Annotated in this window: 13 protein-coding genes; 10 read left to right on the top strand and 3 right to left on the bottom strand. The window is 67.7% G+C overall.

All coding sequences use genetic code 11. The annotated features are described in order from the left end of the window. Nucleotides 1-5 precede the first annotated feature (5 nt). Both dprE1 and dprE2 read left to right on the top strand, forming a co-directional pair. Complete coding sequence (gene dprE1, locus BLV31_RS01370; RefSeq protein WP_019290337.1) at nt 6-1,430, top strand: decaprenylphosphoryl-beta-D-ribose oxidase; 1,425 nt, start codon at nt 6-8, stop codon at nt 1,428-1,430. Next, on the top strand, nt 1,430-2,191 hold the full coding sequence (gene dprE2, locus BLV31_RS01375; protein WP_006553461.1) for a decaprenylphospho-beta-D-erythro-pentofuranosid-2-ulose 2-reductase: 762 nt from the start codon (nt 1,430-1,432) through the stop codon (nt 2,189-2,191). Before dprE1 ends, dprE2 begins: the two co-directional genes overlap by 1 nt. A gap of 60 nt (nt 2,192-2,251) precedes the next feature. Here dprE2 and BLV31_RS01380 read toward each other — a convergent pair whose 3' ends face one another. Continuing rightward, nucleotides 2,252-2,572, bottom strand: coding sequence for a hypothetical protein (locus BLV31_RS01380; protein WP_024102694.1), 321 nt, complete (start codon nt 2,570-2,572; stop codon nt 2,252-2,254). Nucleotides 2,573-2,728: 156 nt separating this feature from the next. Here BLV31_RS01380 and BLV31_RS01385 point away from each other — a divergent pair, with 156 nt between their 5' ends. Next, the gene (locus tag BLV31_RS01385) at nt 2,729-4,657 is read left to right on the top strand and encodes an arabinofuranosyltransferase (protein WP_211269812.1); all 1,929 of its coding nucleotides are present in this window, start codon (nt 2,729-2,731) and stop codon (nt 4,655-4,657) included. Here BLV31_RS01385 and BLV31_RS01390 read toward each other — a convergent pair. Next, nucleotides 4,632-5,072 (bottom strand): DoxX family protein, encoded by a 441-nt coding sequence (locus tag BLV31_RS01390; protein WP_033097834.1) that lies wholly within the window; start codon nt 5,070-5,072, stop codon nt 4,632-4,634. The genes BLV31_RS01385 and BLV31_RS01390 overlap by 26 nt on opposite strands. 128 nt (nt 5,073-5,200) lie before the next feature. Here BLV31_RS01390 and BLV31_RS01395 point away from each other — a divergent pair, with 128 nt between their 5' ends. The 6 genes from BLV31_RS01395 to BLV31_RS01420 are packed head-to-tail and all read left to right on the top strand — an operon-like array spanning nt 5,201 to nt 8,909. After that, entirely contained in the window at nt 5,201-5,503 is a 303-nt protein-coding gene (locus BLV31_RS01395) for an SAV_915 family protein (protein WP_006553457.1), read from the top strand. Then, nucleotides 5,500-5,775 carry a hypothetical protein gene (locus BLV31_RS01400; RefSeq protein WP_006553456.1) on the top strand — a complete coding sequence of 92 codons (276 nt, stop codon included), beginning with the start codon at nt 5,500-5,502 and terminating at the stop codon, nt 5,773-5,775. The genes BLV31_RS01395 and BLV31_RS01400 overlap by 4 nt, the downstream gene beginning before the upstream one ends. After that, nucleotides 5,772-6,932 (top strand): hypothetical protein, encoded by a 1,161-nt coding sequence (locus tag BLV31_RS01405; protein WP_064061127.1) that lies wholly within the window; start codon nt 5,772-5,774, stop codon nt 6,930-6,932. The genes BLV31_RS01400 and BLV31_RS01405 overlap by 4 nt, the downstream gene beginning before the upstream one ends. Nucleotides 6,933-6,940: 8 nt before the next feature. After that, complete coding sequence (locus BLV31_RS01410; RefSeq protein ID WP_037221803.1) at nt 6,941-7,600, top strand: hypothetical protein; 660 nt, start codon at nt 6,941-6,943, stop codon at nt 7,598-7,600. Then, a complete protein-coding gene (locus BLV31_RS01415) occupies nt 7,594-8,256 on the top strand; it encodes a hypothetical protein (protein ID WP_254778495.1) in 663 nt (220 codons plus the stop codon). Before BLV31_RS01410 ends, BLV31_RS01415 begins: the two co-directional genes overlap by 7 nt. Next, nucleotides 8,253-8,909, top strand: coding sequence for a hypothetical protein (locus BLV31_RS01420; RefSeq protein WP_254778497.1), 657 nt, complete (start codon nt 8,253-8,255; stop codon nt 8,907-8,909). The genes BLV31_RS01415 and BLV31_RS01420 overlap by 4 nt, the downstream gene beginning before the upstream one ends. 14 nt (nt 8,910-8,923) lie before the next feature. On the opposite strand, the gene BLV31_RS01425 is transcribed toward BLV31_RS01420, so the two are convergent. Beyond that, entirely contained in the window at nt 8,924-11,701 is a 2,778-nt protein-coding gene (locus tag BLV31_RS01425) for an FAD-binding and (Fe-S)-binding domain-containing protein (protein ID WP_064061900.1), read from the bottom strand. 130 nt (nt 11,702-11,831) lie between these two features. Between BLV31_RS01425 and BLV31_RS01430 the strand changes: the two genes are divergently transcribed. Continuing rightward, on the top strand, nt 11,832-15,128 hold the full coding sequence (locus tag BLV31_RS01430; RefSeq protein WP_064061901.1) for an arabinosyltransferase domain-containing protein: 3,297 nt from the start codon (nt 11,832-11,834) through the stop codon (nt 15,126-15,128). Nucleotides 15,129-15,148 lie beyond the last annotated feature (20 nt).

Consider the following 15,148-nt stretch of genomic DNA (forward strand, 5'->3'; position numbering starts at 1 on the left):
TCCCGATGTCCACGACAGCTACGGAGCAGGCGAGCGAGCCGCTCCCCACCCAGACCCGCACCCTGACCGGCTGGGGGCGCACTGCGCCGACCACCGCAGAGGTGCTGTCCACCCCCGACGTCGAAGTGATCGCCAAGGCGGTCGCGCGGGTCGCGGAAGACAACGAGTCGAAGCCGTCGCACCTGCGGCGCGGCGTGATCGCACGCGGGCTCGGACGCTCCTACGGCGACCCCGCGCAGAACGCGGGCGGGCTCGTCGTCGATATGACGGCGCTGAACAAGATCCACAGCATCGACCGTGACTCCCGCAAGGTCGTGGTGGACGGTGGTGTGAGCCTCGACCAGCTCATGCGCGCCGCGCTGCCGTTCGGTCTGTGGGTGCCCGTCCTGCCGGGCACGCGCCAGGTCACCATCGGTGGTGCGATCGGTGCCGACATCCACGGCAAGAACCACCACAGCGCGGGCAGCTTCGGCAACCACGTCAAGTCCATCGACCTGCTCACCGCCGACGGCCAGGTCCGCACGTGCACCCCCACCGGGCGCAACGCCAAGCTGTTCTGGGCGACCGTGGGCGGAATGGGTCTGACAGGCATCATCCTGCGCGCGACCATCGAGATGACCCCCACGGAGACGGCGTACTTCATCGCCGACAGCCGCCGCACCGAGTCTCTCGACGAGACGATCGCCCTGCACAGCGACGGTTCGGAAGCGAACTACGACTACTCCAGCGCATGGTTCGACGCCATCTCGCCGGAGCCGAAGCTCGGCCGCGCCGCAGTCTCCCGAGGCAACCTCGCGAAGCTCGACCAGCTGCCGAAGAAGCTGCAGAAGGACCCGCTCAAGTTCGACGCGCCGACCCTGCTGACCCTGCCCGACGTATTCCCGAACGGGCTGGCCAACAAGTTCAACTTCTCGGTGATCGGTGAGCTGTACTACCGGAAGACGAAGAACGCCGACAACCAGGTCCAGAATCTGACGGCGTTCTACCACCCCCTCGACCTGTTCGGGGAGTGGAACCGCGGCTACGGACCCAACGGCTTCCTGCAGTACCAGTTCGTGGTGCCGCCGGAAGCGGTCGAGGAGTTCAAGAAGATCATCCGCGACATCCAGGCGTCGGGACATCACTCGTTCCTCAACGTGTTCAAGCTGTTCGGTGAAGGGAACAAGGCTCCGCTCAGCTTCCCCATCCCCGGCTGGAACATCTGCGTCGACTTCCGGATCAAGCCGGGCCTGAACGAGTTCGTGCGCGAACTCGACAAGCGGGTCCTCGAGTTCGGTGGTCGCCTCTACACCGCGAAGGATTCGCGGACCGACGCGGAGACCTTCCACGCCATGTACCCGCGGATCGACGAGTGGCTGAAGGTGCGCCGCTCCGTCGACCCCACGAACGTCTTCGCCTCCGATATGTCCAGAAGGTTGGAACTCCACTGATGATCAACGCCGTCGGCAATCCCCAGACCCTGCTGCTGCTCGGTGGCACCTCCGAGATCGGCCTGGCCATCGTCGAGGAGTACCTCCGCAAGGCACCGGCCCGCGTGATCCTCGCGGCCCTGCCCGGCGACCCGCGTCGTGAGGACGCCGTCGCCCAGGCGAAGTCCGCGGGTGCGACGCAGGTCGACCTGATCGACTTCGACGCGCTCGACACGGCGAGCCACCCGGCCGTCATCGACCAGGCGTGGAAGGACGGCGACGTCGACATCGCGATCGTCGCCTTCGGTCTGGACGCCGACGCCGAGGAGCTGTGGCAGAACCAGAGCAAGGCCGTGCGGGTCGCGGAGGTCAACTACACGGCCGCCGTCTCCGTGGGTGTGCTGGTGGGCGAGAAGATGAAGGCGCAGGGCTTCGGGCGCATCATCGCGATGTCGTCGGTTGCCGGCGAGCGCGTCAAGCGCGCCAACTTCGTCTACGGTTCCACCAAGGCCGGCCTCGACGGCTTCTTCCTCGGACTCGGTGAGGCGCTGCGCCCGTTCGGGCCGCGCGTGACCGTCGTGCGCCCCGGCCAGGTGCGCACGCAGTTCAGCGCGCATGTCGACGAGGCCCCGCTCACCGTGAACAAGGAAGATGTCGCGAAGCTCGCTGTCGCGGCCTCCGATCGCGGCAAGGAGATCGTCTGGGCGCCGGGCACCTTCCGGTTCGTGATGATCGTGCTGCGTCACCTGCCGCGCGCGATCTTCCGCAAGCTGCCGATCTGACAGACGTGCACCCTCTGCCTCGCCGGACCCGTTTCGGCGGGGCAGTCGTCTTTTCGGGGTCTACCGGACGTAGCCGGTTCCGCTGTGGATCATCCCGGGCGGCCCGTAGCACCAGTGGTTGATCGACCCTTCGTTCACGAAGACACCGTTCACGATGCCGTCCTGCCCCGCCTCGTTCGTCGCGTAGCCGACACCCGGCGCCCCGACGACGATGCACTGGTAGGGATCGACGCCGTGGTGGTCGTACAACCGGCCGTCGATGGGACCGCCGGGCGCACCCGGTTCGATCACCGGATACGCCGAGGCCTGCGCCGCCCCGAAGACGAGGAGAGGTGCCGTCGCGAGCGTTGCAAGGGCCGCACGAACCGCTTTACCTGTCATGATCTGAGCCTTCCGTTCGGATTCCCCGGGCCGTACCGACAGCCCGGTTTCCCGACGCAACTTCCAGGATGAAGGTCCCGACCGGTGGACGGCGGCGTTTTTGCGGCGCGGATCGGGCCACCACTCGTCTCGCGGACGCATCTCTATGCTCGTGGGGTGCTCGCCGACACTCCTGTAGCAGTAGCCCCTTTACGCCGTGCCGTCTCGACGCTCGTGCAGTTCGTCTGCGCAGCGCTCGTCGCAGCACTCGTCGCCGCGGTGGGGCTGTTCGCTTTCGACCGTGTGCAGTGGCCGGCGTTCAATTCGTCGAACGTGACGCAGGCCGTCACCACCGTGATGCAGTTCGCGGCACTCGCCGTGCTCGGCCTGTCGATCTATCTGTTGCGTCGCCGCAGATGGGTGACGGGGGCGCGGGTGCTGTCGTGGGCGGCGCTGTCCGGCCTGGTCACCGCGACCCTCGGGATGCCGCTCGCCGCGACCCGCCTCTACCTGCACGGCATCTCCGTCGACCAGGAGTTCCGCACCCAGTTCCTCACGCGACTGACGGACAGCGCGGCGTTGCGCGACATGAACTACGCCGACCTGCCGTCGTTCTATCCGGCCGGGTGGTTCTGGATCGGTGGCCGTGTCGCGAATCTGCTGGGTATGGACGGCTGGGAAGCGTTCAAGCCGTATGCGATCGGCTCGCTGGCGGTCGCGGCGGTCGTCGCGCTGGTGCTGTGGTCCGAATTGGTCCGCTCCGATCTGGCGGTGCTCGCCGCCACCGCGACGACGCTGGTCGTGCTGGCCTACGGTTCGCCGGAACCCTACGGAGCGGTGATCGCGGTGCTGGTCGCGCCGGCGTTGGTGCTGGCCTGGGCTGGTTTCCTGCCCGCTACACGCGGTGGCCGGGGACGACAGGGCTGGGGTGCCGTCGTGGGGACGGGCCTGTTCCTCGGTCTCGCCGCGACCTTCTACACCCTCTATCTCGGTATCGCGGCGTTCGCGGTGACGGTGATGGCCGTCGTCGCGGCGTACCTCGCGCGTCGCGCCACCGGGTCGTGGCGGGCGGTCCTCCCGGTGCTCGTCCGTCTCGTGGTGATGGCGTCGATCGCGGTGCTCGTCGCGTTGATCGTGTGGGCGCCGTTCGTGTTCGACGTGCTGGGCGGTAATCCCCCGTCCGAGTCCGGGACGGCGACCCACTATCTCCCCGATGCCGGTGCGCGACTGCCGTTTCCGATGTTCCACATGTCCCTGATGGGATTGCTGTCGTTGCTGGGCACCGTGTGGCTCGTGGGCCGGGCGTCGTCGTCGCATCGGGCGCAGGCGCTCGGCCTCGGGGTGATCGCGGTCTACCTCTGGTACCTCGCGTCGATGGCGTCGACCGCTGTGGGCAACACCCTGCTCGCGTTCCGGCTCGAGGTGATCCTGCTCGTACTGCTCGCTGCGGCAGGCGCATTCGCCTTCGTCGACTTCTCGCGGTGGATCAGCCTGGCTACCAGCGAGAATCCGCGCGTGCGCAGGGTGCTCGTGGCAGTGGGGGCTCTGGGTGCGCTGGCGTTCGCGCAGAACATTCCGCAGGTACTCGCCGGCGAGATCACCGTCGCCTACACCGATACCGACGGGTCGGGCGAACGCGCCGATCAGCGACCCGCCGGTGCCGCGTCCTATTACGCCGAGGTGGACGACGTCCTGCTGTCGCAGTTGGGCGGCGAGCGTGACGACCACGTGGTCCTCACGGCCGACACGTCTTTCCTCGCCTACTACCCGTACTTCGGTTTCCAGGCCCTGACCTCGCACTACGCCAACCCGCTGGCGGACTTCTCCGCGCGGGCCGCAGCGATCGAGGAGTGGTCGGAACTCTCCTCCCCCGGCGAACTGCTCGCCGCCTGGGAGGAGTTGCCGTGGAGAGCCCCCGACGCCGTCGTCTTCCGGCAGGGCGCCGAGGGTTACACGCTGCGTCTGGCCGAGGACGTCTACCCGAACGATCCCAATGTGCGGCGGTACACGGTGACCTTCCCCAAGGAACTGTTCGACGATCCCCGCTTCACCGTGACCGAGGTGGGGCCGTTCGTCGTCGTCACCGCGACGGGCGAACCGGCATGATGCGACGAACTCCGGTGTCGCGCAACCACAATCCACCCCATACCAGAATTCCGGTGTAGATCGGGAAGAGAGTCGTGCTGACGATCGGCTGTTCGGTGAGCAGATTCGTCGCGACAGCACCACCGAGATAGCCGGTGAGGAGTACGGCGCCAAGGATCGCGGTGGGCGGCAGGACGTAGGCGATCAGGCAGATCAGCAGGACCACGCCGAACACCCGGTTGAGGCTCGGGTCGAACCCGAGATCGGCCATCGCTTCCTGCACCTGCGAAACGTTGGCGATGTGGATGATCGAGTCCCACAGCAGAAACAGGACGACGAGACCGCTGACGATCAGGCCTGCGATGCGAGCGGCGCGTGAGGGTGCCGCGGTGATGTCGTCGCGGGTGCCGGTGGTGGATGCGGTGAAGGTGTTCATGACGGCCTCCTGGTAGGTGGGCAGCGGTGCTGTCGCAGATACCGACCGGGCAGGAGCCGGAAACTCATCGCCGCTGCGGTAAGGTCGCGGCGAGTCGTACGGGGGGTACGACGGAATCGGGGGATTCGATGAGCGACGTTCTGTATGTGCCGATCCGACGCCGCGACAGTTCCGGGCACGTTCGGCTCGAGATGCGCACACTGCCCGACGGCCGGCTGGCGTTGCCCGCCTACACCTCACCGAAGGAACTGGCCCGCTGCTGCGGACCGCAGCAGCCGTGGATGGGCGTCGACAGCACAGGGCTGCAGGAGATCCACCGGACCACCGGGTACGACGTGGTCCTGCTCGACGGCCGACAACCACCGCCACCCCCGATCGCGGACGACGACCGTCCGTTCGAGGACCCGCTCGGCAGGAGAGCGACCCGGTGAGCATCGACATCGGTGACCTCGACACGGTCGCGAAGCTCCTGGCGACCGGAGCAATGGGAATCGACGAGCTCGGATCCGATCCCGCACCGATACCCGACGCGGGTGCCGCCACCGCACTGCTCGTCGACGCTCTCGGGTCGATTGCTTCCGCGCTGGACGCGGCGGTCCGGTCGCTGGCCAACGCAGCGGACGCCACCCAGGACAGTCTGCGCGCCTACCAGGACGCCGAGTCGCACACTGCTCAGGAGATGGCGAAGGCCGGTGAGGGATGAGCCTCGACACCCGAGTCTTCGGCGACCCCACCTCCTGCTACGCATGCGCGGATTCGCTCACTGCCCTCGCCACGGGTGTGCACGACCGACTGAAGGTCGCGCGCGACGGACGCACCGAGTCCGAGTACGAATTCAGAAGCCCTGCGGGAGATGCGTTCCGCACGACGCTCGACCGCATCATCACGGGGACGACCGAGGCCGCAGACCAGATCGACGTGATCGCCGCTGCCCTGCGCGCATTCGCCGACGGACTCGTCACCGTCCGGTCACGCATGTCACAGGCCGAGGCGACAGCGGCGGAAGCCGGTATTCCCGTGGAGTTCGGCGTCGGGATCGGTGAGCCACTCAACGTCGATCCGAACTCGTACGACATTGCACCCCAGGTTTTTCGGACGAAGCAGATCGCAGCCTACGAGGCGGCTGCGGGGCTCGTTGCGGAAGGTCGCGCGGCCGAAACCGGGGCGCACAGCGCGCTCGCGGAAGCCTTGCGCGGCCCGACGACAATTCTGAAGGACGCAGAAGCCCAGTGGGGATGGCTGGTTCTACACACAGTCGGTGGGTATCTGGCTACGGCGGTTTCCGAGCTGTCGAAATGGGGAGACCTGGCCGAGGCACGCGGCGCGAACCTTGCTCGGCTGCGTGAGCTTGCCGCGGAAGCGGCGCGGTTGGGTGATCCGTACCCAGAAGCTACTGCGGCCAGGGCTGTTCGGGCCTTCCAAGGGGGAGCGGACGATGCTGCGCGGTTTGCTGCGGAGAACTCTCGACTGCTTGCCGGGCTCGGTGACAACAAGTTCGTTTCGAGTGTCGGCGGTAACCTCGGCGACCTGTTTCCCAAAGGATCAACTCTGGCGGGTGTGGGCTCGAAAGTTCCTTATCTAGGAATGGCTCTCACCGCTGGCCAGACCGCAAGTGACGTGATGAATGCCGAAACAACCGGAGAAGCGGTAAAGGCAGTCGCGAAGGATGTCGGTGGGTTCGTCGCAGGAACCGTAGCGACCGAACTAATACTCGCGAGCGCAGCCGGCGGTCCCGTCACGTTGCTCGCCGTCGGCGCCGGGGTCGGTGTCGCGTTCGGTGTGGGCGAAGTAATCGAACACTGGGACGACATCTCCGGTGCTGCCGGGTCTGCGGCACGCTGGGTGGGCAATCTGTTCTGAGGACATTAATGAACGCAACCGATCTTCCTCCGCTGCCCGACGCGGTTAACGGCGAGCCTCGCCCACCTCGCGCGCCACGCATCCACCACGTAACCGAATACACACCGGCCGACAGACATCCCCGTAAGCCGCCGAAAACACCGGAGCATCTCGGCCCCGTTCTCGAATGGCTCCAACCCACCGTGCGCGACCGATACATCGGCGCATTCCTCATAGCGGCAATCTTGGTCGTGTACCTCACCGTCATCAATGGAGACTTTCGCTGGATCCACTGGTGGATCATGTGGGTCATCATCCCTGGAAGTTCACTATTGTTGTTCTTCGGCAAGGGAAACCACTGGACCGCAGCCGGCGCCACCTGGGTCCAATGGCACGACAGCTGGGTCGATACCTACCATCTCACTCGCATCCGCTTCTCCGCTGATGGGCCCAGTCGTGTCCTGCGACTGAAAGACGCCCACGGCAACAAAATCCAATCGTTCAAGATCAGTGAGATCCAACGTAACCCCGACCTGTGGGACCTGGTCTACAACGGCATCCTCCACTCCGTCGCGTCGGGTAACTGCGACATCGACGCCAAAACCCGCCACATCCTGAAAATCCCCTACGAACTCGGGCCGCGCCCCACCCGAAGCGAACGCACCAGAGGACGACGCCGCAGATGGTGAACCCCATCGATCTACCACCGATGCCGGATTCGATCACAGGCGAACCCCGCCCACCCCGGGCGCCCCGCATCTACCACGGCACGGAATACACACCAGTCAAGCGCTCCCCACGAAAGCCACCGGATGCACCGGAGCATTTCGGCCCCACCCTCGAATGGCTCCAGCCCACCCTTCGCGACCAGTACGGCGATGCCGCGATGCTCGCCGGACTACTCGCGGTATTCGGGACGATCAGCGCAGGGGGTTTCAGCTGGGTCCTCGAATGGTGGGCATGGGGTCTGCTCGCGCTCTTCCCATGGATCATGTTCCGGGCCTCCGGAAACCACTGGACAGCAGCCGGTGTCAGTTGGGTGCAGTGGCGCGACAGTTGGGTCGACACATACAAACTCACCCGCATCCAATTCTCCGCTGACGGCTACAGCCGCGTTCTTCGGCTGAAGGATGCCCACGGCAACGAGATCCATTCTTTCAAGATCAGCGAGATCCAGCGCAACCCCGACCTGTGGGATCTCGTCTACAACGGCATCCTCCACTCCGTCGCGTCGGGCAACTGCGACATCGACGCCAAGACCCGCCACATCCTGAAGATCCCCTACGAACTCGGGCCGCGCCCAACCCGTAGCGAGCGCATCAGAGGACGGGGGCGTAGAGGGTGAACGCTGCCGACCTACCACCGATGCCGGATTCGATCACAGGCGAACCCCGCCCACCCCGGGCGCCCCGCATCTACCACGGCACGGAATACACACCAGTCAAGCGCTCCCCACGAAAGCCGCCCGAGGCACCGGATCATCTCCGCCGCACGCTCGAATGGCTCCAGCCCACCGTCCGCGACAAGTACACTAGTGCCCTTTCCATGGTCTTGCTCTTGGTCGTGTATCTCACCGTCCTCAACGGAGATTTCCGCTGGGTCCACTGGTGGATCATGTGGGTCATCATGACGGTAGGCGCCTGGATGATGTTTCGCGCTACCGCGAACCATTGGACCGCAGCCGGTGCCAGTTGGGTGCAATGGCGCAGCAGCTGGGTCGACACCTACCACCTCACCCGCATCCGCTTTTCCGCAGACGGCTACAGCCGTGTTCTCCGGTTGAAAGATGACCACGGCAACGAGATCCACTCTTTCAAGATCAGCGATATTCAAGGAAACCCTGACCTGTGGGACCTCGTCTACAACGGCATCCTCCACTCCGTCGCGTCGGGCAACTGCGACATCGACGCCAAAACCCGCCACATCCTGAAGATCCCCTACGAACTCGGGCCGCGCCCCTCCCGAAGCGAGCGCACCAGAGGGCGACGCCGCAGATGATGAGCCCGCCGTACCTACGGCAGTCGTGAGGCCAGCAACTCGGCCAGGTGCATGCCGCGCCGCGTCGTGAGGTCGCCGAGCTGGGTACGGCACGAGTACCCGTCGGCGAGGATCACCGCGTCGTCGGATGCCGCCTCGACCGCCGGCAGCAGTTGGGTTCGCGCGACCGCCACCGACACGTCGTAGTGCCCGCGTTCGACTCCGAAATTCCCGGCCAGACCGCAGCAGCCGGCGAGGCGCTGCACGTCGGCACCCGCGCGTCGCAACAGTGCGTCGTCGGCGCCCCATCCCATGACGGCGTGGTGGTGGCAGTGGGGTTGTGCGACGATCCGTGTGCCGTCCAGCGACGGTGGTTCCCAGTCGGCGAGGAGTTCGGCGAGGGTCGTGGTGCTGTCGGCCACGAGACGCGCGGGTGCGGACCCGAGCAGTTCGACTGCGTCGGAACGCAGGACGGCGGTACACGACGGTTCGAGACCGACGATCGGCATGCCGCTGCGGAAGAGTTCGGCGACGGTGCGGCCCAGGATCTTCCGGGCCTGGTCGAGCTGGCCGGTGGTGATCCACGTCAGGCCGCAGCAGCGGGGTTCGTCGGTGAGGTGCACGCTGTGTCCGGCGGCTTCGAGCACGCGCACGGCGGCAACCCCGATCTCCGGGGTGAAGTACTCGGTGAAAGTATCGACGAACAGCAGCACCGGATCGCCCGTGCGGGATCGTCGCGAGAGGGTGTCGGCGAACCACTTCCGGAAGGTGCGGGGCGCGAACCTCGGTACACGGCGGCGGCGGTCGAGACCGGCGACGGTCAACCCGAGCGGGGCGACCCCCGGAGCGCGGACAAGGGCGTTGACGGCGCGTGGCGCACGGGAGGCGATCGCCGCCCACTGCGGCAGCCTGCCGAGACCGTAGTGACTGGCGGGCCGTCGCCGTCCCCGGTAGGTCTGGTGCAGCACTTCGGATTTGAGGGTTGCCATGTCGACCCCGGTCGGGCAGTCGGACAGGCATCCCTTGCACGACAAGCACAGATCGAGCGCCTCGTGCACCTCCGGCGACTGCCACGACTCGTCGACGAGGTGCCCGTTGAGCATCTCCTGCAGCGCCCGTGCTCGTCCGCGCGTGGAGTCCTTTTCCTCGCGGGTCGCGAGGAAGGACGGGCACATCACCCCGCCGGTGCCGGTATTGTCGGCGCGGCACTTGCCGATCCCGGTACACCGGTGCACTGCCTGCGTGAAGTCGCCGCCGTCCTCGAGATAGCGGAAGGCCAGGCCCTCCCGGATCTTCCCGGCCGCCGGGACGCGCAGGTCGGCGTCGACGGGCCGCGGGTCGACGAGCACGCCGGGGTTGAGGACGTTCTCCGGATCGAAGACCGACTTCACAGCCCCGAACAGTGCGAGCGCGTCGGGTGAGTACATCACGGGCAGCAGTTCGCTCCGGGCACGCCCGTCGCCGTGCTCCCCCGACATCGACCCGCCGTATTCGGCGACGAGTTCAGCTGCCTCGAAAAGGAATTCGCGGAACAGACCCGGAACCTCGAGGGGGATGTCGAGGCGGATGTGGATGCAGCCGTCGGCGAAGTGCCCGTAGGGATAGCCGGTGACGTCGTATCCGGCAAGCAGTTCCTCGAAGTCGCGGAGATAGTCGCCGACGCGGTGGGCAGGGACGGCGGCGTCCTCCCATCCCGCGTGCGCGGGCAGTCCCTTCGGACTTCTCGCCGACAGGCCGGCTCCCTCCTCCCGGATACGCCACAGCGCAGCGGCACGCGCCTGGTCCTCGACGTGCAGGACGTCGGTCGCGGCGGCGGCCTGCGCGAGTGCCTTCGCCCGGCCGCGCACCTCGTCGGCGTCGTCACCGGCCAGTTCGACGAACAGCCAGGCCGCACCCGACGGCAGGGGCGGTACCGCCTGCGGTCCGCGCCGGTGCCGGACGATGTCGACGATCCGCGAGTCGAGCCCTTCGCACGCCGTGGGCCGGAAACCCAGTAGTCCGTGCGCGGCGTTGCCGGCGGCGACGATGTCTGGATAGCCGAGCACGACCATCGTGCGGACGGCAGGGTCGGCGACCAGCTGCACCGTCGCCTCGGTCGTGATCCCGAGTGTGCCCTCGCTACCGACGAACAGCTTCCGGACGTCGAAACCGTTCTCCGGCAACAGATGCTCGAGTGCATAACCCGACACCTGCCGGCCGAAGCGACCGAATTCGGTGCGGATGGTCGCGAGGTCGCGGGCGACGATCTCCCGCAACGGTTCCAGCACCGGATTCTCGCCGGGCAGCGTCAGCGGGTGCCCGGTGCCGGTGAGCACTTCGAGCGCGACGACGTTGTCGGACGTGCGGCCGTAGCCGAGCGCCCGCGCCCCGCACGCGTTGTTACCGATCATCCCGCCGATCGTGCACCGGTTGTGGGTGGACGGATCGGGGCCGAAGCGCAGACCGTGCGGTGCCGCGGCGCGCTGCAGTTCGGCCTGCACGACACCCGGTTGCACCCGCGCGGTCCGGGTCTCTGGGTCGACGGAGAGCACCCGGTTCAGGTGACGCGAGAAGTCGATGACCACGCCAGGCCCGACAGCGTTGCCCGCGAGCGAGGTGCCGGTGCCGCGGGAGGTGAGGGGGACACCTTCCCGGCGGCACACGTCGAGGGTCGTGGCGACGTCGTCGATCGATCGGGCGCGCACCACGGCCTGTGGCGGGACGCGATAGAGAGAAGCGTCGGACGAGTACAGCGCGCGCGTGGTCGAGTCGTCGCAGACCTCCCCGATGCCCGCCGCGCGCAGAGCGCGCCCGATCGGGGTGGAGGTCCTCATAGACAGCGATGCTAGTGGCGGGAGGCATCGCTCCGGACGTGGTCGGACAGAACCGCGGAGTACCCGCGAGTGGTGCGAGCGGAGCGGCACGCGCCGGCCCCGTGACGGGACTCGCCTAGCATCGACGCTTGTGCCAGCCGATACCGCTTCGCCCGGGAAAACCGATTCGTCCGACCCGACATCGCGCGTCCGCACAGCTCGGATCGTCGCGATCGTGTCGGGACTGCTCGGGTTCGTGCTGGCTCTGACCCTTCCGTTCCTGCCGGTCCGGCAGGAAACCGGCGAACTGCAATGGCCGCAGAACGGCAGCATCGACAGTGTCGAGGCGCCGCTCGTCACCTACGCCCCGCTCACGCTGCGGGCCAGCGTGCCGTGCGCGGCAGCAGCGCAGCTCGGTTCCGACGGCGGCACCCTCGTCTCGACCATCCCGTCCGGCTCCCCCGACGCCACGGCGGAGGGCCTGGTGATCCGCGCGATACCCGGTGAGGACGGCGCTCCCGGCACCGTCGAGGCCGTCCTGCGCAACTGGGTGCTCGTCTCGGCGCCGCTCGACGAGCCGTGTACGGCCGTGACGGTCGCATCGAACTCCGAACGCACCGCCGCCGAGATCGTGGGCGCCGACCCGCCGGTGGCGATCGAGCTCGAGGGCGACGAGCGGCCGCAGATGGTCGGTGTCTTCAGCGACCTCGGCGGCCCGGCCGGCGCCTTCGAACCCGACGGTGACGACTCCACCGAGCGGTTGTCGGTGCGCGCCGAGCTCGACTCGCGGTTCACCTCGACCCCCACGGTGCTCAAGCTCCTCGCGATGATCGTGTGCGCGCTCGCGACGCTGGTCTCCCTCGTCGCTCTGCATCGACTCGACGGGATCGACGGGCGCCGCGCGCGCCGGTTCCTGCCGGCCCGCTGGTGGCGGTTCACCCTCGTGGACGCGGTGGTCGTGAGCACTCTGCTGCTCTGGCACATCATCGGCGCGAACACCTCGGACGACGGCTACATCCTCAACATGGCGCGGGTGTCCGGCGACGCCGGATACATGGCCAACTACTTCCGCTGGTTCGGTGTGCCCGAGGCGCCGTTCGGCTGGTTCTACGACGTGCTCGTCGTGTTCGCACAGGTCTCGACGTCGAGCGTGTGGATGCGCCTGCCCACGCTCATCGCGGCGATCCTGTGCTGGATGGTCATCAGCCGCGAGGTCATCCACCGGCTCGGCGTCGCTGTCCGGCACAGCCGGGTGTCGCTGTGGACGGCCGGGCTGGTCTTCCTCGCCTTCTGGCTCCCCTACAACAACGGTCTGCGCCCGGAGCCGATCATCGCGGTCGGTGCGCTGCTGACCTGGTGTTCGATCGAACGCGCCATCGCGACCGGGCGCATGCTGCCCGCCGCGATCGCGGTCCTCATCGCGGCCTTCTCGCTCGCCGCCGGCCCGACCGGCCTGATCGCGGTGGCCGCGCTCGTCGCCGGGATGCGCCCGCTGGTGAAGGTTCTTATCGCGCGCCGACATCTCGTCGGTGTCGTCGCGCCCCTCGCGCCGATCCTGGCGTCGGGCACCGTCGTGCTCATCGCCGTCTTCGCCGACCAGACGCTCGCGTCGGTCCTCGAAGCGACCCGCGTGCGTTCGGCCGTGGGACCGAACGTGCCGTGGTTCGACGAGCGACTGCGGTGGGACGCACTGCTCACCGTCTCCCCCGACGGTTCGCTGGCCCGCCGGTTCGGCGTGTTCGTGATGCTGTTGTGCCTGGTCGTGTGCGTCATGCTGATCCTGCGCAAGGGCCGCATCCCGGGCACCGCTATCGGACCCTCGCGCCGCATCCTCGGCATCGTCTTCGCGTCGTTGCTGCTCATGATGCTCACGCCGACGAAGTGGACACACCACTTCGGTGTGTACGCGGGCCTGGCCGCGTCGGTGGCTGCGCTCGCCGCGATCGGAGTGGGCTCGGTCGGCATCCGATCGGCCCGCAACCGGGCGCTGTTCACCGCCGGGGTGCTGTTCGTCCTGGCGATGGCCTTCACCGGTTCGAACGGCTGGTGGTACGTCTCGAGCTACGGCATCCCGTGGTGGGACAAGCCGCCGTCGATCTCCGGTTACGCCTTCTCCACGGCACTGCTCGGCCTCACGGTGCTCGCCCTGCTCCTCGCCGCGTGGTTCCACCTGCGCGAGCCGTTCACCACGCCACGACCCGACCGCAACGGCAGGGTGCGGGCCCTGGCGTCGGCCCCGCTCACGCTGGTCGCGGCGGCGGTGGTGCTGTTCGAGGTGCTGTCGCTGCTCAAGGGCGCGGTCTCGCAGTACCCGGCCTATTCGATCGCCAAGTCGAACGCGGCGGCCCTCACAGGCAACTCCTGCGGACTCGCCGACGAGGTGCTCGTCGAGTCCGAACCGAACGCGACCATGCTTCAGCCCCTCGACGGTGATGCGGGCGAGGCCCTGGGTGCGGGCACGGCCGTCGGTTTCACCCCGAACGGCGTGGCCCTCGACCTCACCGCCGACGCGGAGACCACCACGACCGGTGGCGCCAACACCGTCGACAGCGAGGAGGGCGGCACCACCACATCCACCAGCGCCGGCACCGAGGGCGGTCGCACCAGCGACGAGGGCATCAACGGCAGCACCGTGAAGCTGCCCTTCGGCCTCGACCCGCAGACCACGCCCGTCCTCGGCAGCTACCGCTCCGGCGTGCAGCAGTCCGCCGAACTCGAATCCGGCTGGTACGCGCTGCCGGAGCGCACCGACGAGACACCGCTGCTGGTCGTAACCGCGGCGGGACGCATCCGCTACGTCGACCCCGACGGTGTCATCACCCCCGGTCAGGACGTGCTGCTGGAGTTCGGTTCGTCATCCGGGGACGACGTGACGCCGCTGGCCACGCTCGCCCCGATCGACATCGGCCCGTCGCCGTCCTGGCGCAACCTGCGCGTGCCGAGCGACGCGATCCCGGCCGACGCCGACGCCGTGCGGATCGTCGTCGACGACGGTGACCTCTCCCCCGACCAGTGGGTCGCGGTCACGCCGCCGCGGATGCCGCGCATGCAGACCCTGCAGGAGGTCGTCGGATCCGACGCCCCGGTCCTCATCGACTGGTCGGTGGGTCTCGCCTTCCCGTGCCAGCGACCCTTCGGGCACCGCAACGGTGTCGCCGAGGTCCCCGAGTACCGCATCCTCCCGGACCGGGTCGGGGCCGACGCGACGAACGGCTGGCAGGACGACATCGGCGGCGGACCGCTCGGCTGGATCCCGCTTCTGCTGAACGCCGAGGCCGTCCCCACCTATCTGAACCACGACTGGGATCGCGACTGGGGATCGCTCGAGCAGTACCGTCCGATCGACCCGGATGCCTCCCCCGCGGAGGTCACCACCGACGTGACGACCCGCTCCGGCCTGTGGTCGCCGGGCCGCATCCGTGACGGGGTCCCCGTCCTGCTGGAGTAAGGGCGAGTGCCGTCACACCA

The sequence above is a fragment of the Rhodococcus pyridinivorans genome (assembly GCF_900105195.1).
Lineage (GTDB): Bacteria > Actinomycetota > Actinomycetes > Mycobacteriales > Mycobacteriaceae > Rhodococcus > Rhodococcus pyridinivorans.

Coding starts and splice junctions, on each gene's coding strand:
- dprE1 (WP_019290337.1), top strand. CDS start 6: ATGTCCACGACAGCTACGGAGCAGGCGAGCGAGCCGCTCCCCACCCAG.
- dprE2 (WP_006553461.1), top strand. CDS start 1,430: ATGATCAACGCCGTCGGCAATCCCCAGACCCTGCTGCTGCTCGGTGGC.
- BLV31_RS01380 (WP_024102694.1), bottom strand. CDS start 2,572: ATGACAGGTAAAGCGGTTCGTGCGGCCCTTGCAACGCTCGCGACGGCA.
- BLV31_RS01390 (WP_033097834.1), bottom strand. CDS start 5,072: ATGAACACCTTCACCGCATCCACCACCGGCACCCGCGACGACATCACC.
- BLV31_RS01395 (WP_006553457.1), top strand. CDS start 5,201: ATGAGCGACGTTCTGTATGTGCCGATCCGACGCCGCGACAGTTCCGGG.
- BLV31_RS01405 (WP_064061127.1), top strand. CDS start 5,772: ATGAGCCTCGACACCCGAGTCTTCGGCGACCCCACCTCCTGCTACGCA.
- BLV31_RS01410 (WP_037221803.1), top strand. CDS start 6,941: ATGAACGCAACCGATCTTCCTCCGCTGCCCGACGCGGTTAACGGCGAG.
- BLV31_RS01415 (WP_254778495.1), top strand. CDS start 7,594: ATGGTGAACCCCATCGATCTACCACCGATGCCGGATTCGATCACAGGC.
- BLV31_RS01425 (WP_064061900.1), bottom strand. CDS start 11,701: ATGAGGACCTCCACCCCGATCGGGCGCGCTCTGCGCGCGGCGGGCATC.